Origin of the sequence: Streptomyces sp. NPDC019224, from assembly GCF_040632605.1 — a bacterium.
GTDB lineage: Bacteria > Actinomycetota > Actinomycetes > Streptomycetales > Streptomycetaceae > Streptomyces.
The window spans coordinates 45,489-63,458 of sequence record NZ_JBEYCF010000022.1; the positions used below are offsets into that span (position 1 = coordinate 45,489).

At 72.4% G+C, this 17,970-nt stretch carries 15 protein-coding genes; 10 read left to right on the top strand and 5 right to left on the bottom strand.

Going from position 1 to position 17,970, the window contains the following annotated elements:
* Positions 1 to 178 precede the first annotated feature (178 nt).
* Complete coding sequence (locus ABZ564_RS16450; protein ID WP_360856081.1) at positions 179 to 1,081, bottom strand: RNA polymerase sigma factor SigF; 903 nt, start codon at positions 1,079 to 1,081, stop codon at positions 179 to 181.
* A gap of 203 nt (positions 1,082 to 1,284) precedes the next feature.
* On the opposite strand from ABZ564_RS16450, the gene ABZ564_RS16455 reads away from it, so the two are divergent.
* Positions 1,285 to 2,769: an SDR family NAD(P)-dependent oxidoreductase gene (locus ABZ564_RS16455; protein WP_360856083.1), complete on the top strand. Its 1,485-nt coding sequence runs from the start codon at positions 1,285 to 1,287 to the stop codon at positions 2,767 to 2,769.
* A 346-nt stretch (positions 2,770 to 3,115) separates the two neighbouring features.
* Positions 3,116 to 3,292 carry a hypothetical protein gene (locus ABZ564_RS16460; protein WP_360856086.1) on the top strand — a complete coding sequence of 59 codons (177 nt, stop codon included), beginning with the start codon at positions 3,116 to 3,118 and terminating at the stop codon, positions 3,290 to 3,292.
* A 113-nt stretch (positions 3,293 to 3,405) separates the two neighbouring features.
* Here ABZ564_RS16460 and ABZ564_RS16465 read toward each other — a convergent pair whose 3' ends face one another.
* From ABZ564_RS16465 to ABZ564_RS16475, 3 genes are read right to left on the bottom strand one after another with little or no spacing between them, the layout of a single operon-like run.
* Positions 3,406 to 4,809 carry a lipase maturation factor family protein gene (locus ABZ564_RS16465; RefSeq protein WP_360856089.1) on the bottom strand — a complete coding sequence of 468 codons (1,404 nt, stop codon included), beginning with the start codon at positions 4,807 to 4,809 and terminating at the stop codon, positions 3,406 to 3,408.
* 34 nt (positions 4,810 to 4,843) lie between these two features.
* Positions 4,844 to 5,380 (bottom strand): DUF1990 domain-containing protein, encoded by a 537-nt coding sequence (locus ABZ564_RS16470; protein ID WP_360856092.1) that lies wholly within the window; start codon positions 5,378 to 5,380, stop codon positions 4,844 to 4,846.
* Positions 5,377 to 6,228: a YndJ family protein gene (locus ABZ564_RS16475; RefSeq protein ID WP_360856095.1), complete on the bottom strand. Its 852-nt coding sequence runs from the start codon at positions 6,226 to 6,228 to the stop codon at positions 5,377 to 5,379. The genes ABZ564_RS16470 and ABZ564_RS16475 overlap by 4 nt, the downstream gene beginning before the upstream one ends.
* 203 nt (positions 6,229 to 6,431) lie before the next feature.
* Between ABZ564_RS16475 and ABZ564_RS16480 the strand changes: the two genes are divergently transcribed.
* Positions 6,432 to 7,598, top strand: coding sequence for a DUF6777 domain-containing protein (locus tag ABZ564_RS16480; protein ID WP_360856098.1), 1,167 nt, complete (start codon positions 6,432 to 6,434; stop codon positions 7,596 to 7,598).
* Positions 7,599 to 7,841: 243 nt separating this feature from the next.
* Positions 7,842 to 8,894, top strand: coding sequence for a chitinase (locus ABZ564_RS16485; protein ID WP_360856101.1), 1,053 nt, complete (start codon positions 7,842 to 7,844; stop codon positions 8,892 to 8,894).
* Positions 8,895 to 8,958: 64 nt separating this feature from the next.
* Here ABZ564_RS16485 and ABZ564_RS16490 read toward each other — a convergent pair whose 3' ends face one another.
* Positions 8,959 to 10,326: an FAD-dependent oxidoreductase gene (locus ABZ564_RS16490; protein WP_360856104.1), complete on the bottom strand. Its 1,368-nt coding sequence runs from the start codon at positions 10,324 to 10,326 to the stop codon at positions 8,959 to 8,961.
* 274 nt (positions 10,327 to 10,600) lie between these two features.
* On the opposite strand from ABZ564_RS16490, the gene ABZ564_RS16495 reads away from it, so the two are divergent.
* The 6 genes from ABZ564_RS16495 (at position 10,601) to ABZ564_RS16520 (ending at position 17,936) form a co-directional block, all read left to right on the top strand.
* Entirely contained in the window at positions 10,601 to 12,667 is a 2,067-nt protein-coding gene (locus tag ABZ564_RS16495) for a SpoIIE family protein phosphatase (protein WP_360856106.1), read from the top strand.
* Positions 12,668 to 12,815: 148 nt separating this feature from the next.
* Positions 12,816 to 14,195, top strand: a complete 1,380-nt coding sequence (locus ABZ564_RS16500; protein ID WP_360856109.1) for a wax ester/triacylglycerol synthase family O-acyltransferase — start codon at positions 12,816 to 12,818, stop codon at positions 14,193 to 14,195.
* 131 nt (positions 14,196 to 14,326) lie between these two features.
* Positions 14,327 to 15,310, top strand: coding sequence for an aldo/keto reductase (locus tag ABZ564_RS16505; protein WP_360856112.1), 984 nt, complete (start codon positions 14,327 to 14,329; stop codon positions 15,308 to 15,310).
* A gap of 84 nt (positions 15,311 to 15,394) precedes the next feature.
* Positions 15,395 to 16,252, top strand: coding sequence for an amidohydrolase family protein (locus ABZ564_RS16510; protein WP_360856115.1), 858 nt, complete (start codon positions 15,395 to 15,397; stop codon positions 16,250 to 16,252).
* 33 nt (positions 16,253 to 16,285) lie between these two features.
* Positions 16,286 to 17,146 (top strand): DNA-formamidopyrimidine glycosylase family protein, encoded by an 861-nt coding sequence (locus tag ABZ564_RS16515; RefSeq protein ID WP_360856118.1) that lies wholly within the window; start codon positions 16,286 to 16,288, stop codon positions 17,144 to 17,146.
* Positions 17,147 to 17,183: 37 nt separating this feature from the next.
* The gene (locus ABZ564_RS16520; RefSeq protein WP_360856121.1) at positions 17,184 to 17,936 is read left to right on the top strand and encodes a LytTR family DNA-binding domain-containing protein; all 753 of its coding nucleotides are present in this window, start codon (positions 17,184 to 17,186) and stop codon (positions 17,934 to 17,936) included.
* Positions 17,937 to 17,970: the final 34 nt, after the last annotated feature.

The window sequence follows — 17,970 nt, forward strand, 5'->3', positions numbered from 1 at the left end:
CCACCCGGCGGGCCGCCCGCCGGTGTGTCCCGCAGCATATGCGGAAGGCGCCCGCCGATTCGCCGTCGGGCGCCGTCCCTTGCTGTTTCGGCCGTACTCCGTCGGTGCGTGGCCGATTCGGTGGGAGTGGGAGAGAAGGGGTCCTGACCCGCCATTCCGACGCGCCCGACGCGAGTGTTCAGGCCTCGAGGGACATCCCCGCCCGCAGCCGCTTGACGATACGCGCGAGCAGCCGGGACACGTGCATCTGGGAGACGCCGAGCTCCGCGCCGATCTGTGCCTGCGTCATCTCCTCGCCGAAGCGCATCTGGACGATCCGGCGCTCGCGCTCGTCCAGCCTCTCCAGCAGGGGCGCCAGCGTGTGGAGGTTCTCGACGGTCTCCATGCCCGGGTCGGTCTCGCCGATCACATCGGCGTACGACCGCTGCTCGTTGCCGGAGTCGGTCTCCGTCGTGGGGGTGTCGAGCGAACCGGCGGAGTAACCGTTGGCCGCGACGAGGCCCTCGATGATCTCCTCCTCGGGCAGATCGAGGTGGGTGGCCAGCTCGGCGACCGTCGGGTCGCGGTCCAGCCGCGCCGACAGCTCCTCCTTCGCCTTCGCGAGGTCGACCCGCAGCTCCTGGAGCCGGCGCGGGACGTGCACCGCCCACGTGGTGTCCCGGAAGAAGCGCTTGATCTCGCCGACGATGTAGGGGACGGCGAATGTGGCGAACTCCACCTCGCGCGACAGGTCGAAGCGGTCGATGGCCTTGATCAGGCCGATGGTGCCGACCTGGATGATGTCCTCGGTGTCGTCACCGCCGCGGTTGCGGAAGCGCGAGGCGGCGTACCGCACGAGCGAGAGGTTCATCTCGATGAGGGTGTTGCGCGCGTACTGGTACTCGTGCGTGCCCTCCTCCAGCGTCTGCAGCCGGTCCAGGAACATCTTCGACAGGGCGCGGGCGTCCTTCGGAGCGACCTTTCCGGTGTCCTCGACCCACGGGAGATCCGCGATCTTCGCACCGAGCGGGGCGCCGTCCTGCTCGGAGAGTGTGCACGCGTCGCCGAGGACTCCGCCGGTCTTCTCCGTCGTGGTCGCCATGATGTGGGCCCCTCCTTGTCGCCGAGTGCTTCGCACACCGCTTGCCCCGGATCGGCGAGGGCATGCACAACCGACGCACATTATTTTTTGCCGTCGTTCCGCACGACCCGTCCACCCGAATGGAGCAGCCGGCGGATCATGGCAGACTTGACCGGGCGTTCGGCCCGCAGTGAGGCCGGCGGCACGAGTACAGAGGAACGGCGATGACGGTGACAGAGAACGGCCCCGAGATCGTGGCCGGAACCGAGGAATTCGGTCCCGGTATCGACCCGGAGCGGCTGGCCGTCTGCCTGAGTGTGCTCGACGAGCTCGACACCATCGAGATCGACCACCCGGACGCCATCGCGGTGCGCCGGGCCACCGCCGGGATCTACCGGACCGTGAAGCAGCGCCGCCGCCAGGAGCGGCGGGCCGCCAAGACCGCGCACGACAAGGCGGTGACCGAGGCCACCGCCACCGGTTCGGCCGAACGCATCGACGACGAGACCCAGGGGGTCCTGCCGTCCTCGTCCGCCACCGGTGAGATCGCCGGCATCCTCCAGCGGCCCCGGTCCTGCTACGTGTGCAAGACGCGGTACGTCGAGGTCGACGTGTTCTACCACCAGCTCTGCCAGGACTGCGCCCGGGAGAACCGCGCCCGCCGCGACGCGCGCACCGACCTGACGGGCCGCCGGGCGCTGCTCACCGGCGGCCGCGCCAAGATCGGTATGTACATCGCCCTGCGGCTGCTGCGTGACGGGGCTCACACCACGATCACCACGCGCTTCCCCAACGACGCGATCCGCCGCTTCAAGGCGATGGAGGACAGCGACGAGTGGATCCACCGGCTGAAGATCGTCGGCATCGACCTGCGCGACCCCGCCCAGGTCGTCGCCCTCGCCGACTCGGTGGCCGCCGAGGGCCCGCTCGACATCCTGATCAACAACGCGGCGCAGACGGTCCGCCGCTCGCCGCAGGCGTACAGCGAGCTGCTGGCCGCCGAGTCCGCCCCGCTGCCCGCCGGTGAGCTGCCCGCCGCCGAGGTGATCGGCACCTTCGGCAGCGGCAGCGTCGACCGCGTCGCCGCGCTGCCCGCGGCGCGCAAGGAGCCGCTCACCGCGCAGGACGTCACGGAGCTGGCCCTGGTCAGCGGGTCCGCCTCGCCGGCCCGGATCGCCGCCGGCACCGCGATCGACGCGGGCGGGCTCGTACCGGACCTGCATGACACCAACAGCTGGATCCAGACAGTCGACGAGGTCGAGCCCATCGAGCTGCTCGAAGTCCAGCTCTGCAACTCCACCGCGCCGTTCATCCTGATCAGCCGGCTGCGCCCGGCCATGGCGGCCACCGCGGCCAAGCACTCCTACGTGGTCAACGTCTCCGCGATGGAGGGCGTGTTCGGCCGCGGTTACAAGGGCGCGGGCCACCCGCACACCAACATGGCCAAGGCCGCGCTGAACATGCTGACCCGCACCAGCGCGCAGGAGATGTTCGAGAAGGACGGCATCCTGATGACCGCCGTCGACACCGGCTGGATCACCGACGAGCGCCCGCACCCGGACAAGATGCGGCTGGCGGAGGAGGGCTTCCACGCCCCGCTCGACCTGGTCGACGGCGCCGCCCGGGTCTACGACCCGATCGTGCGCGGCGAGGCGGGCGAGGTGCTGTACGGCTGCTTCCTGAAGGACTACGCCCCCGCCAACTGGTAGGGGAACGGGGTCCGCACGCCGCACCGTGCGAAGACCCGGCCTGGATGTTTTCCTGGCCGGGTCCTTTTCGTACGCGGTGGCTGAAAGCGACTGACGGAACACGTTCCATCGAGCGCAGCCGCGCTCATTTGGTTACTCTGATGCGAACGGACGTCATCGAGGAGTCCACGAACCTTCCTCGACCGTCCTGGGACAGGCTTGTCAACCAAGTCGCCGTCCCGCCCCGTACCCGGCGCCACCGCGACCGAACTGTTCCTGCCCCTGCCCCGCATGGGCGGCTGATTCCCGGCAATGAGAACCGGAGCGTCGGCGACGCCCGGGGCTACGCGACACGAAGGAGTGCGCGGTGACGACACCGGAACTGACGAAGCAAGAGGAGCGGCCGGCCGAACGGCGCCGAAAGCCGGGGTCCGGCGGCGACAAGCTCCAGAACATCGAGGTCTGGGCGAGGTCCGCGCCGATCCGCCTGGCCGGCTACGAGGATGACCTCGCGGAGCCGCACATCCTCCCCGGCATCGACTGAGCCTCGCAACGGGCTGTGGCCCGCCCCCGCCGGGGGCGGGCCACAGCCCGTTCGCCTGCGCGGCGCGTCCTCAGGACACCGCGCGCCACGGCGGCCGCGGCGAAGGACAGGTCCTACGCCCTCGTGGGGCGCAGGAAATCCCGTACGAAGGTGCGGTGCCACCAGCAGCCGGTGGCCCGCAGCTCGTGCCAGGTCGTGAACCGGTAGCGGAACACCCGGGCCCGCACCTGGGCCGGCGGGGCGTCCGGGAACGGGTTGTGCCGCAGCAGCCGCAGTGTGTCCCGGTCGTTCTCCAGCAGCCGCTCCACGAACGGGCCGAACCAGGCCCTGGCGTACGCGGGCGAGAGCGCCGCGAACCACATCATCCAGTCCAGCCGCAGATGGTACGGGGCGAACTGGCGCGGCATCCGGCGTGGATCGCCCGGCTTGCCCTTGAATCCGTACTCCCTCCACACCGTGCCCGGGTGGACCACCGCGTCCTCGGTGCCCTCCACCACGACTTCCAGCCGGACCCGGCTGATGCTGCCGAACGCGCCGTACGTGTTGACCAGGTGCAGCGGATCGAAGGACCGGTTCATCACCTGGCGGCGGGAGAGCAGATTGCGGGCCGGGCGGTAGCTGAGGGCCAGGACCAGCGCGGTGACGGCGATCACCACCACCGCGTACCAGACCGGAGCGCCCCGCTGGGCGGGCGGCTCGGTCACCGGCGACCAGTCGACGACCGGCAGGGCGAGCGTGATGGTCAGCCAGTTGAGCCAGGCGAAGTTCCCCGAGAGCACCAGCCACAGCTGCGTGACGATCATCAGCCCGGCCGCCACGCTCGCCACCGGCTGCGGGGTGAACAGCAGCACGGGGACCAGCAGCTGGGTCACATGGTTGGCCGCCACCTCGACCCGGTGCACGGGCCGGGGGAGACGGTGGAAGAACCAGCTCAGCGGCCCGGGCATCGGCTGCGTCTCGTGGTGGAAGTCCAGGCACGTCAGGTCCCGCCAGCAGGCGTCGCCGCGCCACTTGATGAGCCCGGCGCCGAACTCCAGCCGGAACAGCACCCATCGCAGCAGCCACAGCACGAGGACCGGCGGTGCGGTGTCCGCGTTCCCCAGGAAGACGGCGAGGAAACCCGTCTCCAGGAGCAGCGATTCCCAGCCGAAGCCGTACCACACACCACCCACCTGCACGATCGACAGATACAGCAGCCACGGCAGCGCCCAGAGCGCCATCGCGGCCCCCAGCGGCACCCGGTTGTCCACACCCGCGATCAGCGCGACGGAGACGGCGCAGCCGGTCCAGGCGACCACGGCGAAGAAGCGGTCGGAGTAGTGGAGGCGGAAGAGGCCCGGGGCGGTGCGCCAGGACGTACGCCGCAGGGTCCCGGTGGCGGGCAGCATGCCGCGCTCACCGATCAGGGCCCGGAACTGCAGCGCCGCGGTGAGGAAGGCGGTCAGGTAGATGACGGCGAGGGCCTTCTGGAAGACCAGCCGGCCGAGCCAGTATCCGTCAGCGGTGAACCACTCCATCGTTACCAGTATCGGCCCGGCGAGGTCCCTGGGCTCATCGGCCCGGCGCTCCGCGTCGCTCCCGCTCCTCCGCGACGATGCGGCGCAGGGTGCGACCGAGCCGGCGGGCGTACCACCGCTGGAGGGGCGGCACGAGCGGACCGGCGAGCCGTGAGTACCAGCGGGCGGGCCGGCTGAACGCCGTCACCGTGAACGAGACCGTTCCCTCCTCGGCGAGTTCGGCCACGAAGCACTCTTCGCCGCACTCGGGGTGGCCGGTCACCGTCCCGTATCCGAACCCGATCCGCCCGGGACCGTACTCGGCCCAGATCACCCGGCAGGGGGCGGCGAGCCGCAGCGGTCCGGCCTTCACCGCCACCCGAACGGCCGTCCCCGCGCCGGCCCGTGGCGCGGACGCCTCGACACGCGCCCCGGACCCGCGGTGCACGCGGAACTCGGTGATCGCCGCCCCGGCCGCCTCGAAGTCGGCGCGGCCGTGCCCGACCCGGGTGCGGTGGTGCAGGTGGTGGTAGCCGTCGGGGAGCGGGCCGCGTCGGGTGGCTCCCGCCTCCGGGTAGTTGAGGCTGCTCATCGGATGCTTCCTTCGTCGTCGTGGAAGTGCAGGCGCTGCCAGGCGAGTACCGAGCAGAGTGCGAATCCCAGCGCGTTGCCCACTCCGTGGGTGGCGGCCATCCAGAGAAGGCCGGGGTGCGGCAGCCCGGTCGCCTCGCCCAGCGCCCAGGTCAGGGCGAGAACCATGGTCACCGCGAGCACGGCGGCCGAGACGGCGAGCAGCAGTCGGGCGGCGCGGTCGCCGTGGGCGGGCCGGACCGTGCGCCAGGTCAGGAGCGCCACGGTCCACATCCCGGCCGTCAGGATCACCGCCCCGGCGAGTTCGGCCCAGTCGCCGATGAAGTAGCCGGCCAGCACGGCCAGGGTGCCCAGGGGCACGCTGAGCGCCGCGAACCGGCCCGCCGCGCCGTCGGCCACCCGGCTCACCAGCCCGGCGACCAGGGCGGCGGCGAACCCGGCGAAGTGGAAGTGCGGCACGGTCAGCGCCAGGATGCCGAGGCCGAAGCCGAACAGCGGGTGCCCGGCGCGTTCGGCCACCAGGGCGGCGGCGGCGACGGCCGGGGTCACCAGCGCGGTGAGCAGGGCGATCTCGGTGGGCGCCGTTGCCGGGGAGCGCAGCGGGCCGTCGCGGCGGGCGGCGCGGGGCAGGGCGTGCAGCGCGAGGAGGGCGGTCCCGAGGCCGTAGCAGAGGGCCAGGGTGGTGGCGGCCGTGCCGCGCGGCAGCCAGAGCGAGACGGCGCCGGGGGCGGCGAACACCGGCCAGAACCGCCGGATCCGGTCCAGTTCCGGCGCGTCGGCGAGCCGCAGCCCGGCCGGCACGATCACCAGCATCCCCAGCATCACGATCAGTCCGACCACGACCGACATGACCCATCCACCCCCGAGTTGAACGCGTTCAAGTCGTTGTCGGGGCAGACTCTACGGGCTGTCTTGAACATGTTCAAGACAGCAGGGGGGCGGTCTCCGGCCGCCCGCCCCGCCGGGAGGCGGTCGGCTTGCGGGGCCGGGGGAAGTGCGGCAGACATGAGGGGAGGGACCGGGAGACCGGTGACCAGGCAGGAGACCTCCTCGTGCACTCACGCGTACATCTGCGGCGCACCGTGTCCGCCCTGCTCTCCGCCGGCCTCCTCCTCGCGGCGGGCTGCGCCCGGGACACCTCCGGGGGCGGCCCCGCCACCGGTACGGCCGGCGCCGGGGACGTCCTCCTCCAGCCGGCCGCCGACCCCGGCACCGCCCCCTTCACCGCCTCCACCGCGGGCGGTCCCGTCGTACTCCCGGACGCCACGCGGTCGGGGGCGGCCCGCTCGCCGTCCGCACCCGGCGGGGGAAGGGGGCTCACGCGCACCGGCTCGACACCGGGGCTGTACGCCGGCACGCGTGCCGTCCCGTCCTGCGACGTCGAGGCCCAGATCCGGATGCTCGCCGTCGATCCGGCGAGGGAGGAGGCGTTCGCCCGCACCGTGTCGGTCGCGCGGGACCGGCTCGCCGGCTTCCTGCGCGGCCTGACGCCCGTCCAGTTGCGTGCCGACACGCTGGTCACCGGCCACGGCTTCCGGGCCGGGGCCGTCACCGCGTACCAGGCCGTACTCCAGGCCGGCACCGCGGTGATGGTCGACGGCCGGGGGCTGCCCCGGGTCCGCTGCGTCTGCGGAAACCCCCTGGACCCGCCGGCCGGAGCGGGGGGCGCCGCCCTCGGCGCGGGGGAGCGGTGGGCGGGGTTCGACCCGGCGCGGACCGTCGTCGTCGAGCCCGCCGCGCGGCCCGTGGCGGAGCTGGTGATCGTCGACGTGGTGCACCACAGCTGGATCGTGCGGCCCGTCGGTGACGAGGGCGCCGGCGACCGCGTTCCCGAGGTGCCGCCGCCCTACGGCCCCGGTACCGACATCACCGGCCCGCTCCCCGACGTACCGCCGGCCGGCACGAAGGAGCCCGGGACCCCGACGAAGTCCCCGCGCCCCGACAGGACGACGGAACCGACACCCTCCCGCACCCCGTCGCCGGAGGACTGCCCCGCGCCGGACGCGCCGACACCGCCCGGTGAACCGGCGGTGGACGGCGGCCCGCCCGGCCGGTCACCGGGGGAAACGCGCTGTCCCACGCCGACCGTCGACCCCACGGACGAGCCCTCCGGGAACCCGCCGGAGACGGACGGGCCGCCCATGACCGACGAACCGCAGACGTCCATCCAGCTGCCCCGGGGTGACGGGACCGACGACGGTCCGGAGGCCCGGAGGTGAGGGGCGGCGGGCTCGCTCCTGGACCGGTGGTCGGTTCCCGTGGAGGGCCGGCGGAGTCCGGGGCGGGCGCACCCGGATGCGGGCCGGGCCGGCTCTCCATCCGGCCCCCGCCTCCATGGAGCACGTCGGCCCACTTTGGTCCAGACCTATTGACGGAAGGTCTGGACCACTTTACGTTGGGCGCCGTTCGCGATTCCGCTTGCGTGTTGTCAGGGGCATGCCATTTCAGGAAGAGGTCCCGCCATGTTCGGTCGCACATCACGTCTGCTGGGGGCCGGCCTCGCGGCGGCGTGCATCGTGCAGATGCTCGTCGGCGCGACGCCGAGCTCCGCGCAGGAGGACACCTGCGCGGTCAAGTCGAAGCCCGCGGGCAAGGTGCTCCAGGGCTACTGGGAGAACTGGGACGGCGCCTCCAACGGCGTGCATCCGCCGCTGGGCTGGATCCCCGTCACCGACAGCCGTATCCCGCAGCACGGCTACAACGTGATCAACGCGGCCTTCCCGGTCATCCTCCCGGACGGCACCGTCCTGTGGGAGGACGGGATGGACTCGACGGTAAAGGTGCCGACTCCGGCCGAGATGTGCCGAGCGAAGGCGTCCGGGCTCACCACCCTCATGTCGATCGGCGGCGCCACCGCCGGTATCGACCTCAGCTCCGCCGCCGTCGCCGACCGCTTCGTCGAGACGGTCGTGCCGATCCTGAAGAAGTACAACTTCGACGGCATCGACATCGACATCGAGACCGGTCTGACGGGCACCGGCGACATCAACCAGCTGTCCGCCTCCCAGGCCAACCTGATCCGCATCATCGACGGCGTGCTGGCGCGGATGCCGTCCAACTTCGGCCTGACGATGGCGCCGGAGACGGCGTACGTCACCGGCGGCAGCATCGTGTACGGCTCGATCTGGGGCGCGTACCTGCCGATCGTCAAGAAGTACGCGGACAACGGCCGGCTCTGGTGGCTGAACATGCAGTACTACAACGGCAGCATGTACGGCTGCTCCGGCGACTCGTACTCCGCCGGCACCGTGCAGGGCTTCACCGCGCAGACCGACTGCCTCGACAAGGGCCTCACCATCCAGGGCACCACGATCCGGGTGCCCTACGACAAGCAGGTCCCCGGCCTGCCCGCCCAGCCCGGCGCCGGCGGCGGCCACATGTCGACCGGCCTCGTGTCACAGGCGTGGAACCACTACGGCAACAGCCTCAAGGGCCTCATGACCTGGTCGCTGAACTGGGACGGCTCGAAGAACTGGACCTTCGGTGACCACGTGAAGGCGCTCCAGGGGCGCTGACTCCGCCCGCACGGCCGACGGCCCCGCACACCTCTTCGGGGTGGGCGGGGCCGTCGCCGTGGTGTCAGTTGCCGGCCTCCGAGGCGTCCAGCATCGCCTCGCGGTCCACCACCTTGACGCGCTCCCGGTCCTGCTCGGCCCCGAGGGCGCGCTCGTGCGCGTCGAGGCGGTACCAGCCCTCACGGGTGGTGTAGCGGATGCCGCGCTCCTGGAGGAAGGCGGTGACGGCCTCCGGCTCGGGTCGCTCCGGGGCGGGCAGCCGGCCGGCGGCGTGGTCCTCCAGCAGGCAGGCGACCGTCTCGTTGGCGTCGCCCTTGGTGTGCCCGATCAGGCCGACCGGGCCCCGCTTGATCCAGCCGGTGACGTACACCGACTCCATCGGCTCGCCGCCTTCGAGCACGCGGCCCGCGGCGTGCGGCACCGTGCCGGACGCGATGTCGAACGGCAGCTTGGGCAGCTCCCGCGAGTAGTAGCCCACCGCGCGGTAGACGCTCTGCACGTCCCAGTCATGGAAGGTGCCGGTGCCCCGCACGTTGCCGGTGCCGTCCAGCTCGGTGCGCTCGGTGCGCAGCCCGGTGACCCGGCCGTCCTCACCGAGGATCTCCACGGGCGACTCGAAGAAGTGCAGGAAGAGCTTGTGCGGCCGGTCGCCGGCGTCGCGGATCGCCCAGTTCTCCAGAGTGGAGGCGACCATGTTGGCCTGCTTGTTCCCGCGCCGGGTCTCGATCGACCCCGCGTCGTAGTCGATGTCCTCGGGATTGACGATGACCTCGATGTTCGGCGAGTGGTCCAGCTCCCGCAGCTCCATCGGGCTGAACTTCGCCTGGGCGGGGCCGCGCCGTCCGAAGACGTGCACCTCCAGGGCCTTGTTCGCCTTCAGGCCGTCGTAGACGTTGGCGGGGATCTCCGTCGGCAGCAGCTCGTCGGCGGTCTTCGCGAGGATGCGGGCCACGTCCAGGGCGACGTTGCCGACGCCCAGCACGGCGACCTTCTCGGCCTCCAGCGGCCAGGTGCGCGGGACGTCAGGGTGGCCGTCGTACCAGGAGACGAAGTCGGCGGCACCGTACGAGCCGTCCAGGTCGTTGCCCGGGATGTCCAGGGCGCGGTCCGCATCGGCGCCGGTCGAGAAGATCACCGCGTCGTAGAAGGTGCGCAGCTCGTCGAGGTCCAGGTCGTTCGGGTAGTCGACGTTGCCGAAGAGGCGCAGCTGCGGCTTGTCCAGCACCTGGTGCAGGGCCTGCACGATGCCCTTGATGCGCGGGTGGTCGGGCGCCACGCCGTAGCGGATCAGGCCGAAGGGGGCGGGCATCCGCTCGAACAGGTCGATGGAGACGCCCGGGTCGGCGGCCGCGTCGGATTTGAGCAGCGCGTCCGCCGCGTAGATGCCGGCGGGACCGGCTCCGACGATGGCGACGCGGACGGGGCGTGTCATGGCGAGCTGTTCCTTCGAACGGATGAGCAGGAGCAGGGCCGGTTGGTAAGGCAAGGCTTAGTCGACCCCCGCCGCACACGTTAGCCCCTGCTCGGACCCGGTTTGGGGGCGGGGCGGCGTTACTGGCCGGTATTCGGCTCTCCGGTGTGGTCCGGCGTACCGGGATTCCTTGAAATCAGGCCTCTCCGGCCCTTCCGTGAATGTGTTCCATCGCACGTTCACTCCCTGGATGGTTCGGTCGAAGATTCGGACAAATGATGGCAGAGTGACGCACATGGATGATCGGGTAGCGGGTGCCCTGTCACTCCCGGACGACTGGCCCGCCCCCCCGGATCTCAGCCTCGCCCTGAACCGAATGGGCAGCTTCGACTGGGATCTCGACAGCGGCCTCATGCACATGGACCGGCCCGCCCTCGACGTGTTCGACCTGAGGGCCGACGAGTACGACAGCCGGCCGCAGACGCTCGGGCTGCGTGTGCCGCCCGACGAGGGGGCCCGGCTGGACGCCATGCTCTCCGAGGTGCTGAAGAGCGGCCGCAGCGACTACGGGGCGTACTTCCGCCTCCAGTCACGCGAGGGGACCCTGCGCTGGACCCACACCCAGGGCTTCGTGTGCCGCGACGACGACGGCCGGCCGCGCCGGATCATCGGCATCGTCAGGGACGCCGGCCCGGAACTCGCCGAGTCCGCCGCCCGTCGCGAGCTGGACGAGGAGCTGAGGCGCCGGACCAGCCTCGTGGACGCCACCACGGCCGCGCTGGCCCACGCCCGTACCGTCAAGGACGTCATCGAGGTCCTGGACAGCTCCGAGGGCCTGGCCCTGCTCGGCGCGACCAGCCTCGTCATGGGACTGATCGAGGCCGGGCGCATCCACCTGGTCGCCGACGGGCCCGAGGGCTCGTTCGTGCCGGGGACGCGGTACACCCGGATGGACGAGCAGTACCCGATGAGCGAGGTCGTCCGCACGCTCGGCCCCCGCTTCATCGAGTCGGCCGAGGACTTCGCCGCCTCCTACCCCGTCCTGTGGCCGCACATCAGCCACCTCGGCATCACGGCCGCCGCCTACCTTCCGCTGATCGCCCAGGCCCGCCCCATCGGCGCGCTCGGACTGCTCTACAGCGGCAAGAGCGGCTTCACCGCCGACGAGCGGAACCTGCTGCTCGCCCTCAGCAGCTCCATCGCCCAGAGCCTCCAGCGCGCCATGTTCTACGAACAGGAGCACGACCTCGCCGAAGGACTCCAGCAGGCCATGCTGCCGCGCCGGATCCCCGACGTGCCCGGCGCCCGGATCGCCGTGCGCTACCGCTCGGCCCGGTTGGGCCGGGACATCGGCGGCGACTGGTACGACGTCATCCCGCTGCCCGGCGGCCGGGTCGGCACCGTCATCGGGGACGTCCAGGGCCACGACACCCACGCGGCGGCCGTCATGGGGCAGCTGCGGATCGTCCTGCGGGCGTACGCCGCCGAGGGACACAGCCCCGCGACGGTGATGGCCAGGGCCTCCGTCTTCCTGCACGAACTCGACACCGACCGCTTCGCGACCTGCATCTACGCCGAGGCCGACCTGACCACCGGCGTGGTGCAGCTGGTCCGCGCCGGCCACGTCGACCCACTCGTGCGGGACGCCGACGGCGGCTGCCGCAGGGTGGCGTCCGAGGGTGGGATGCCGCTCGGGCTCTCCGCCGAGTTCGGCCGGCTCGAGTACCCGGTCGGCACCGTCGAGCTGGACCCCGGCCAGACCATGGTGCTGTTCACCGACGGCCTGGTGGAGCTGCCGGGCGCCGATCTCGACGAGGGGATGCAACGGCTCACCGCCCTGGTCGCCAACGGACCGCAGGACCTCGAACGGCTCGCCGACCGGCTCTGCGCGTCAGTGGACGAGCGCGGCGGCGAGGACGACGTGGCCATACTGCTGCTGCGCCGCAAGGCCGCGCAGGCCCCGCAGGCGGGCGGCCGGCTCCAGCAGCACGTCGCGCAGAACGACCCCGAGGCGCTCAGCTCGGCACGCCACATGATCCGCGCGGCGGTCCGGGCCTGGGGTGCCAAGGACCGGGCCCGCGAGGTGGAGCTGGCCGCCGACGAACTGGTCACCAACGCCCTGATGCACACCGACGGCGGCGCCCTCGTCACCATCCGGGTGCTCACCGGAACCGAGCGGCGGCTCCGGGTCGACGTCGAGGACCGGTCGAGCGCACTGCCGCGCCGCCGGGACACCGGTGAGGCCGGGGTCTCCGGCCGCGGCCTGCTGCTCGTCGACCAGCTGGCGGACGCCTGGGGCGTCGAGTCCAGGGGGACCGGCAAGTGCGTCTGGAGCGAATTCGTCGTTCCGCCACGCGGCTGACCCGGCGGCCCTCCTTCGTCCGGACGGCGGAGGGATGAGCGTAACCTGAACTTAACTGAAAGTAATGTGTCTGTACTTGACCGTGATGGAGCGTCGGAGATTGACTGCGCCGTGATCGGTCTCCCGTCTTCGATGACATGAGGACCCGTTGGGCACTGAGCTACTGGCACCTCTCGATCTCGCCTTCTGGCACCTCGAGTCCGCTGCCCACCCCATGCACCTCGGCGCGCTCGCCGTCTTCGCACCGCCGCCCGGTGCGGAACCCGGCCCCGCCGCCCTCCTCGAACTGCTCGGCGCCCGCGCCGCCGCGATCCCCCGGCTGCGCATGCGGGTGCGTGACGTCCTGCTGCCCGTCGGAGGCGCGGCCTGGTCCGCCGACCCGGACTTCGATGTGCACCGCCACGTCCGGCACGTACGGCTGCCCGTCGAGGAGACCGCGCCCGGCGGCCCGGGTTTCATGGGGGCCGCGACCCGGCTGGCCGGCGAGCTGATGGAACAGCCGTTGCGGCGGGGCCTGCCGCCCTGGGAGATGTACCTCATCGAAGGGCCCGCCGGCGGCCCCTTCGCCGTGCTCGTCAAGCTCCACCACGCGCTCGCCGACGGGATGCGGGCAGTCAGCATCGGGGCCGGGATCTTCGACCAGATCGCCTCCGCGACCACCCGCCCCCGGCCTGCCGTCCGGCCGCGACCGGTACCGCCCCGGTCCTGGATGCCGGGCCCCCGCCAGGTCGCCGGGCTCGCCCTCGGCCGGATCGAGGACCTGGGGCGCGCCTTCGGCGTCGGCGCTTCGCTGGTACGGGCCGGCCGCCTCGATCCGCGTGGCGCACCGGTGCTCAGGGCGGGCTCCAGCGGAACCCGGCGGCTCGCCACGGCCGACCTCGACCTCGACGCCGTGCGGCGCATCCGCCGCGCGACCGGCGGCACCGGCAACGACGTGCTGCTCGCCGTCGTGGCCGGTGCGCTGCGGCGCTGGATGCTGGAGCGCGGCGAGACCCCGCCGGGCGACGACCCGCGCGCCCTGGTCCCGGTCTCCCGGCGCCGGCCGGGCGGTGCGGCCACGGCGACCGGCAACCGGCTGTCCGCCTATCTCCTGGGCCTGCCCGTCTCGGAGGCCGACCCCCGTGAGCGACTGCGCGCGGTGCGCGAGGCGATGGACCGCAACAAGGCGGCGGGGCCGCTGCGGGGAGCGGGCGCGGTCGCCGTACTGGCCGATCAGCTGCCCTCGCTGGCCCACCGTTTCGGCGCCCCGCTCGCCGGGAACGCGGCCCGGATGCTCTTCGACGTCCTGGTCACCAGCGTGCCCCTGCCGCGCTCGCGGCTCTCGCTGGCCGGGTGCCCGCTGAGCGCCCTCTACCCGATGGCGCCGCTGGCCCGGGGGCAGTCCATGGCCGTCGCGCTGACGACGTACGGCTCACGCGTGCACATCGGTCTGGTGGGCGACGGGAAGGCGCTGCCCGATCTGGAGCGGCTGGCGCGGTGCGCCGACGAAGAGGTGGCCGCGCTTCTCGCGGAGGTGGGAGAGAGCTGACGATCAAGGAATAGATCGGACTGGTCATTACGGGAACGTGGTGACGGATGGCCGCATGGGTGTTGACGTCTTCAAGTGATCCGATGAATATTCGCTGTGTTGCAGCGACCATCGGGGAGGACGGCGGCAGGATGCGGCGCAGCAGGCTGGGCGACACCACGGTCGAGATCACCGAACTCTCCTTCGGCGCGGCCGCCATCGGCAACCTCTTCGGCCCGGTGGAGCCGGAGCGGGCCGCCGCGGCCGTCGACGCCGCCTGGGACGTGGGCATCCGCTACTTCGACACCGCGCCGCACTACGGACTCGGCCTCTCCGAACGCCGCCTCGGCGAGGCCCTGCGCCGCCGTCCCCGCGACGCCTACACGCTCTCCACCAAGGTCGGCCGCCTCCTCGACCCCCTGCCCCCCGGGGAGACCGCCGCGTCCGGCGGGCTCTCCGAGGGCTTCGCCGTACGCGCCACGCACCGCCGCCGCTGGGACTTCAGCGCCGCCGGAGTCCGCCGCAGCATCGAGGACAGCCTCGACCGCCTCGGCCTCGACCGCATCGACATCGCCTACCTCCACGACCCCGACGACCACGCCGAAGCCGCCTTCCGCGAGGCGTACCCGGAACTGGAGAAGCTGCGCGCCGAAGGGGTCGTCGGGGCGATCGGCGCCGGCATGAACCAGACCGCGATGCTCACCCGCTTCGTACACGACACCGACGTCGACGTCGTCCTCTGCGCCGGCCGGTTCACCCTTCTCGACCACACGGCCCTCACCGGCCTCCTGCCGGCCGCCGCCGCCCGTGGCCGGAGCGTCGTCGTCGGCGGGGTCTTCAACTCGGGGCTCCTCGCAGACCCGCGGCCCGGCGCCACCTACGACTACGCCACCGCCCCGTTGAACCTGCTGGACCGGGCCCTGCATCTGAAGGGCGTCACCGAGGCCCACGGCGTGCCCCTGCGCGCCGCCGCCCTGCGGTACCCGCTCACCCACCCTGCCGTCGCGGGGGTGCTCGTCGGCACGCGTTCCCCGGACGAGGTGCGCGACGCCGCCGCGCAGCTGGACCGGGAGATCCCCGACGCCCTCTGGGACGACCTGCGCGACCAGGGCCTGCTGCCCGGGAACGGACACTGACATGCGTATCGCCCTTGGACGTCGTGCACGACTGCTCCGCCGAGAGCGCCGAAACCGGGCTCCCCGTCGTCCGGGAGCGGTGAGATGACCGCCCGGCCCCGCGTCGTCGACGCCCACCATCATGTGTGGGACCTCTCCGTACGCGACCAGGACTGGATCACCGGTGAGGCGCTGGCCCCCCTGCGCCGCGACTTCACCCTCGCCGACCTGGAGCCCGAGGCCCGTGCGGCCGGGGTGAGCGCCACCGTGCTCGTCCAGACCGTCACCGCGGCCGAGGAGACCCCCGAGTTCCTGGCGCTCGCCGACGGCAGTGAGCTGGTCGCCGGCGTCGTCGGCTGGAGTGACCTCACCGCACCGGACATCGCCGACACCCTGGCCGCCCTGCGCGAACTCCCCGGCGGCGACCGGCTCGTCGGACTGCGCCACCAGGTCCAGGGTGAACCCGACCCCGAGTGGCTGCTGCGGCCCGACGTGCTGCGCGGTCTGGCCGCCGTGGCCGACGCCGGACTCGTCTACGACCTGGTGATCCTCCCGCACCAGCTGCCCGCCGCCACCCGGGCGGCCGCCGCCCTTCCCGGCCTCGTGTTCGTGCTCGACCACGCGGGCAAGCCGCCCGTCGCCACCGGGCGCACCCAGCCCTGGGCCGACGACCTGCGAGCCCTCGCCGCACTCCCCAACACCGTCTGCAAGCTCTCCGGACTCGTCACCGAAGCCGACCGGCGCACCTGGAGCATCGCTGACCTGCGCCCCTACGCGGAGACCGTCATCGACGCCTTCGGGCCCGGCCGGCTCATGTTCGGCTCCGACTGGCCGGTGTGCCGGCTCGCCTCGACGTACGCCGAGGTGCTGGACACCGCCCGCGCCCTGATCCGGGACCTGGGCGACGAGGAGCGCGACGCCGTGCTCGCCACCACCGCGGAACGTGTGTACGGCCTCGGGTAGGCGTCCCGGGCGGGGCTGCGGCAGGCTGGGGCCATGCCCGAACTGCCGGAAGCCGAAGCCCTGCGGCTCTTCCTCGACGACCACCTCGTCGGCAAGGAGATCGACCGCGTCCTGCCGCTCGCCGTCAGCGTCCTCAAGACGTACGACCCGCCGCTCACCGCCCTGCACGGCGGAACGGTCACCGACGTACGGCGGCACGGCAAGTTCCTCGACATCGGCGTCGGCCCGCTCCACCTGATCATCCACCTCGCCCGGGCCGGATGGCTCCGCTGGAACGACGCCTTCCCGGCCGCCCCGCCGCGCCCCGGGAAGGGCCCGCTCGCCCTGCGTACCGTCCTCACCGGCGGCGACGGCTTCGACCTGACCGAGGCCGGCACCACCAAACGTCTCGCCGTCCACCTCGTGCACGACCCGGCCGAGGTGCCCGGGATCGCCCGCCTCGGGCCCGACCCGCTCGGGCCGGACTTCGGCCGGGACGCGTTCGCCGCACTGCTCGCCGGGGAACGCCGCCGGATCAAGGGCGCCCTGCGCGACCAGTCGCTCGTCGCCGGCATCGGCAACGCCTACAGCGACGAGATCCTGCACGTCGCGAAGATGTCGCCGTTCAAGCTCACCGCGAACCTCACCGACGACGAGGTCACCCGGCTCCACGCCGCCATGCGCAGCACCCTGGAGGACGCCGTCGCCCGCTCCGGCGGCCTCGGGGCGGGCCGGCTCAAGGCCGAGAAGAAGAGCGCGATGCGCGTCCACGGACGCACCGGCCAGGCGTGCCCGGTCTGCGGGGACACCATCCGCGAGGTCTCCTTCAGCGACTCCTCGCTCCAGTACTGCCCGACCTGCCAGACGGGCGGCAGACCACTCGCGGACCGCCGCCTGTCCCGGCTGCTCAAGTAGGGGCGCCCACCGCGGCCACCCCCTACACTCCGGCCTCATGCTCCGCGTACTCGCCGTCGACGACGAAGAACCCGCCCTGGAGGAACTGCTCTACCTCCTGCGCGCCGACCCCCGCATCCGCAGCGCGGAGGGAGCCACCGGCGCCACCGAGGCACTGCGCCGCATCGGCAGCGCCGTCGACGCCGGGCCCGACGACCCGTCCGCCATCGACGTCGTCTTCCTCGACATCCACATGGCGGGCCTCACCGGGCTCGACGTCGCCCAGCTCCTCGCCGGGTTCGCCGCGCCCCCGCTCATCGTCTTCGTCACCGCCCACGAGGGCTTCGCCGTGCACGCCTTCGACCTCAAGGCCGTCGACTACGTCCTCAAACCGGTCCGCCGCGAACGCCTCGCCGAGGCCGTACGACGGGTCGCCGAGCAGGTCCAGGGCCGTTCCGCCCCCGTCCACGACACCGCACACGACCAGATACCCGTCGAACTGGGCGGCGTCATCCGCTTCATCCCGATCGACGACATCACCTACGCCGAGGCCCAGGGCGACTACGCCCGGCTGCACACCGCCACCGGCAGCCACCTCGTCCGCGTCCCCCTGACCACCCTGGAGGAGCGCTGGCGGACCCGGGGCTTCGTGCGCATCCACCGCCGCCACCTCGTGGCCCTCGGCCGGATCGACGAACTGCGCCTGGACGCCGGCAGCATGAGCGTGCGCATCGGCACCGCCGAACTCGCCGTCAGCCGCCGGCACACCCGCGCGCTGCGCGACCTGCTGATGCGCCGGACCGGCCGCTGACCAGCGGCTACCGAGCCCCAACCCCCTTCCCAGC

Bases quoted from the DNA above. Each gene is read 5' to 3' on its own strand.
- ABZ564_RS16450 (WP_360856081.1), bottom strand. From the start codon at position 1,081: ATGGCGACCACGACGGAGAAGACCGGCGGAGTCCTCGGCGACGCGTGC.
- ABZ564_RS16455 (WP_360856083.1), top strand. From the start codon at position 1,285: ATGACGGTGACAGAGAACGGCCCCGAGATCGTGGCCGGAACCGAGGAA.
- ABZ564_RS16465 (WP_360856089.1), bottom strand. From the start codon at position 4,809: ATGGAGTGGTTCACCGCTGACGGATACTGGCTCGGCCGGCTGGTCTTC.
- ABZ564_RS16470 (WP_360856092.1), bottom strand. From the start codon at position 5,380: ATGAGCAGCCTCAACTACCCGGAGGCGGGAGCCACCCGACGCGGCCCG.
- ABZ564_RS16475 (WP_360856095.1), bottom strand. From the start codon at position 6,228: ATGTCGGTCGTGGTCGGACTGATCGTGATGCTGGGGATGCTGGTGATC.
- ABZ564_RS16485 (WP_360856101.1), top strand. From the start codon at position 7,842: ATGTTCGGTCGCACATCACGTCTGCTGGGGGCCGGCCTCGCGGCGGCG.
- ABZ564_RS16490 (WP_360856104.1), bottom strand. From the start codon at position 10,326: ATGACACGCCCCGTCCGCGTCGCCATCGTCGGAGCCGGTCCCGCCGGC.
- ABZ564_RS16495 (WP_360856106.1), top strand. From the start codon at position 10,601: ATGGATGATCGGGTAGCGGGTGCCCTGTCACTCCCGGACGACTGGCCC.
- ABZ564_RS16505 (WP_360856112.1), top strand. From the start codon at position 14,327: ATGCGGCGCAGCAGGCTGGGCGACACCACGGTCGAGATCACCGAACTC.
- ABZ564_RS16510 (WP_360856115.1), top strand. From the start codon at position 15,395: ATGACCGCCCGGCCCCGCGTCGTCGACGCCCACCATCATGTGTGGGAC.
- ABZ564_RS16515 (WP_360856118.1), top strand. From the start codon at position 16,286: ATGCCCGAACTGCCGGAAGCCGAAGCCCTGCGGCTCTTCCTCGACGAC.
- ABZ564_RS16520 (WP_360856121.1), top strand. From the start codon at position 17,184: ATGCTCCGCGTACTCGCCGTCGACGACGAAGAACCCGCCCTGGAGGAA.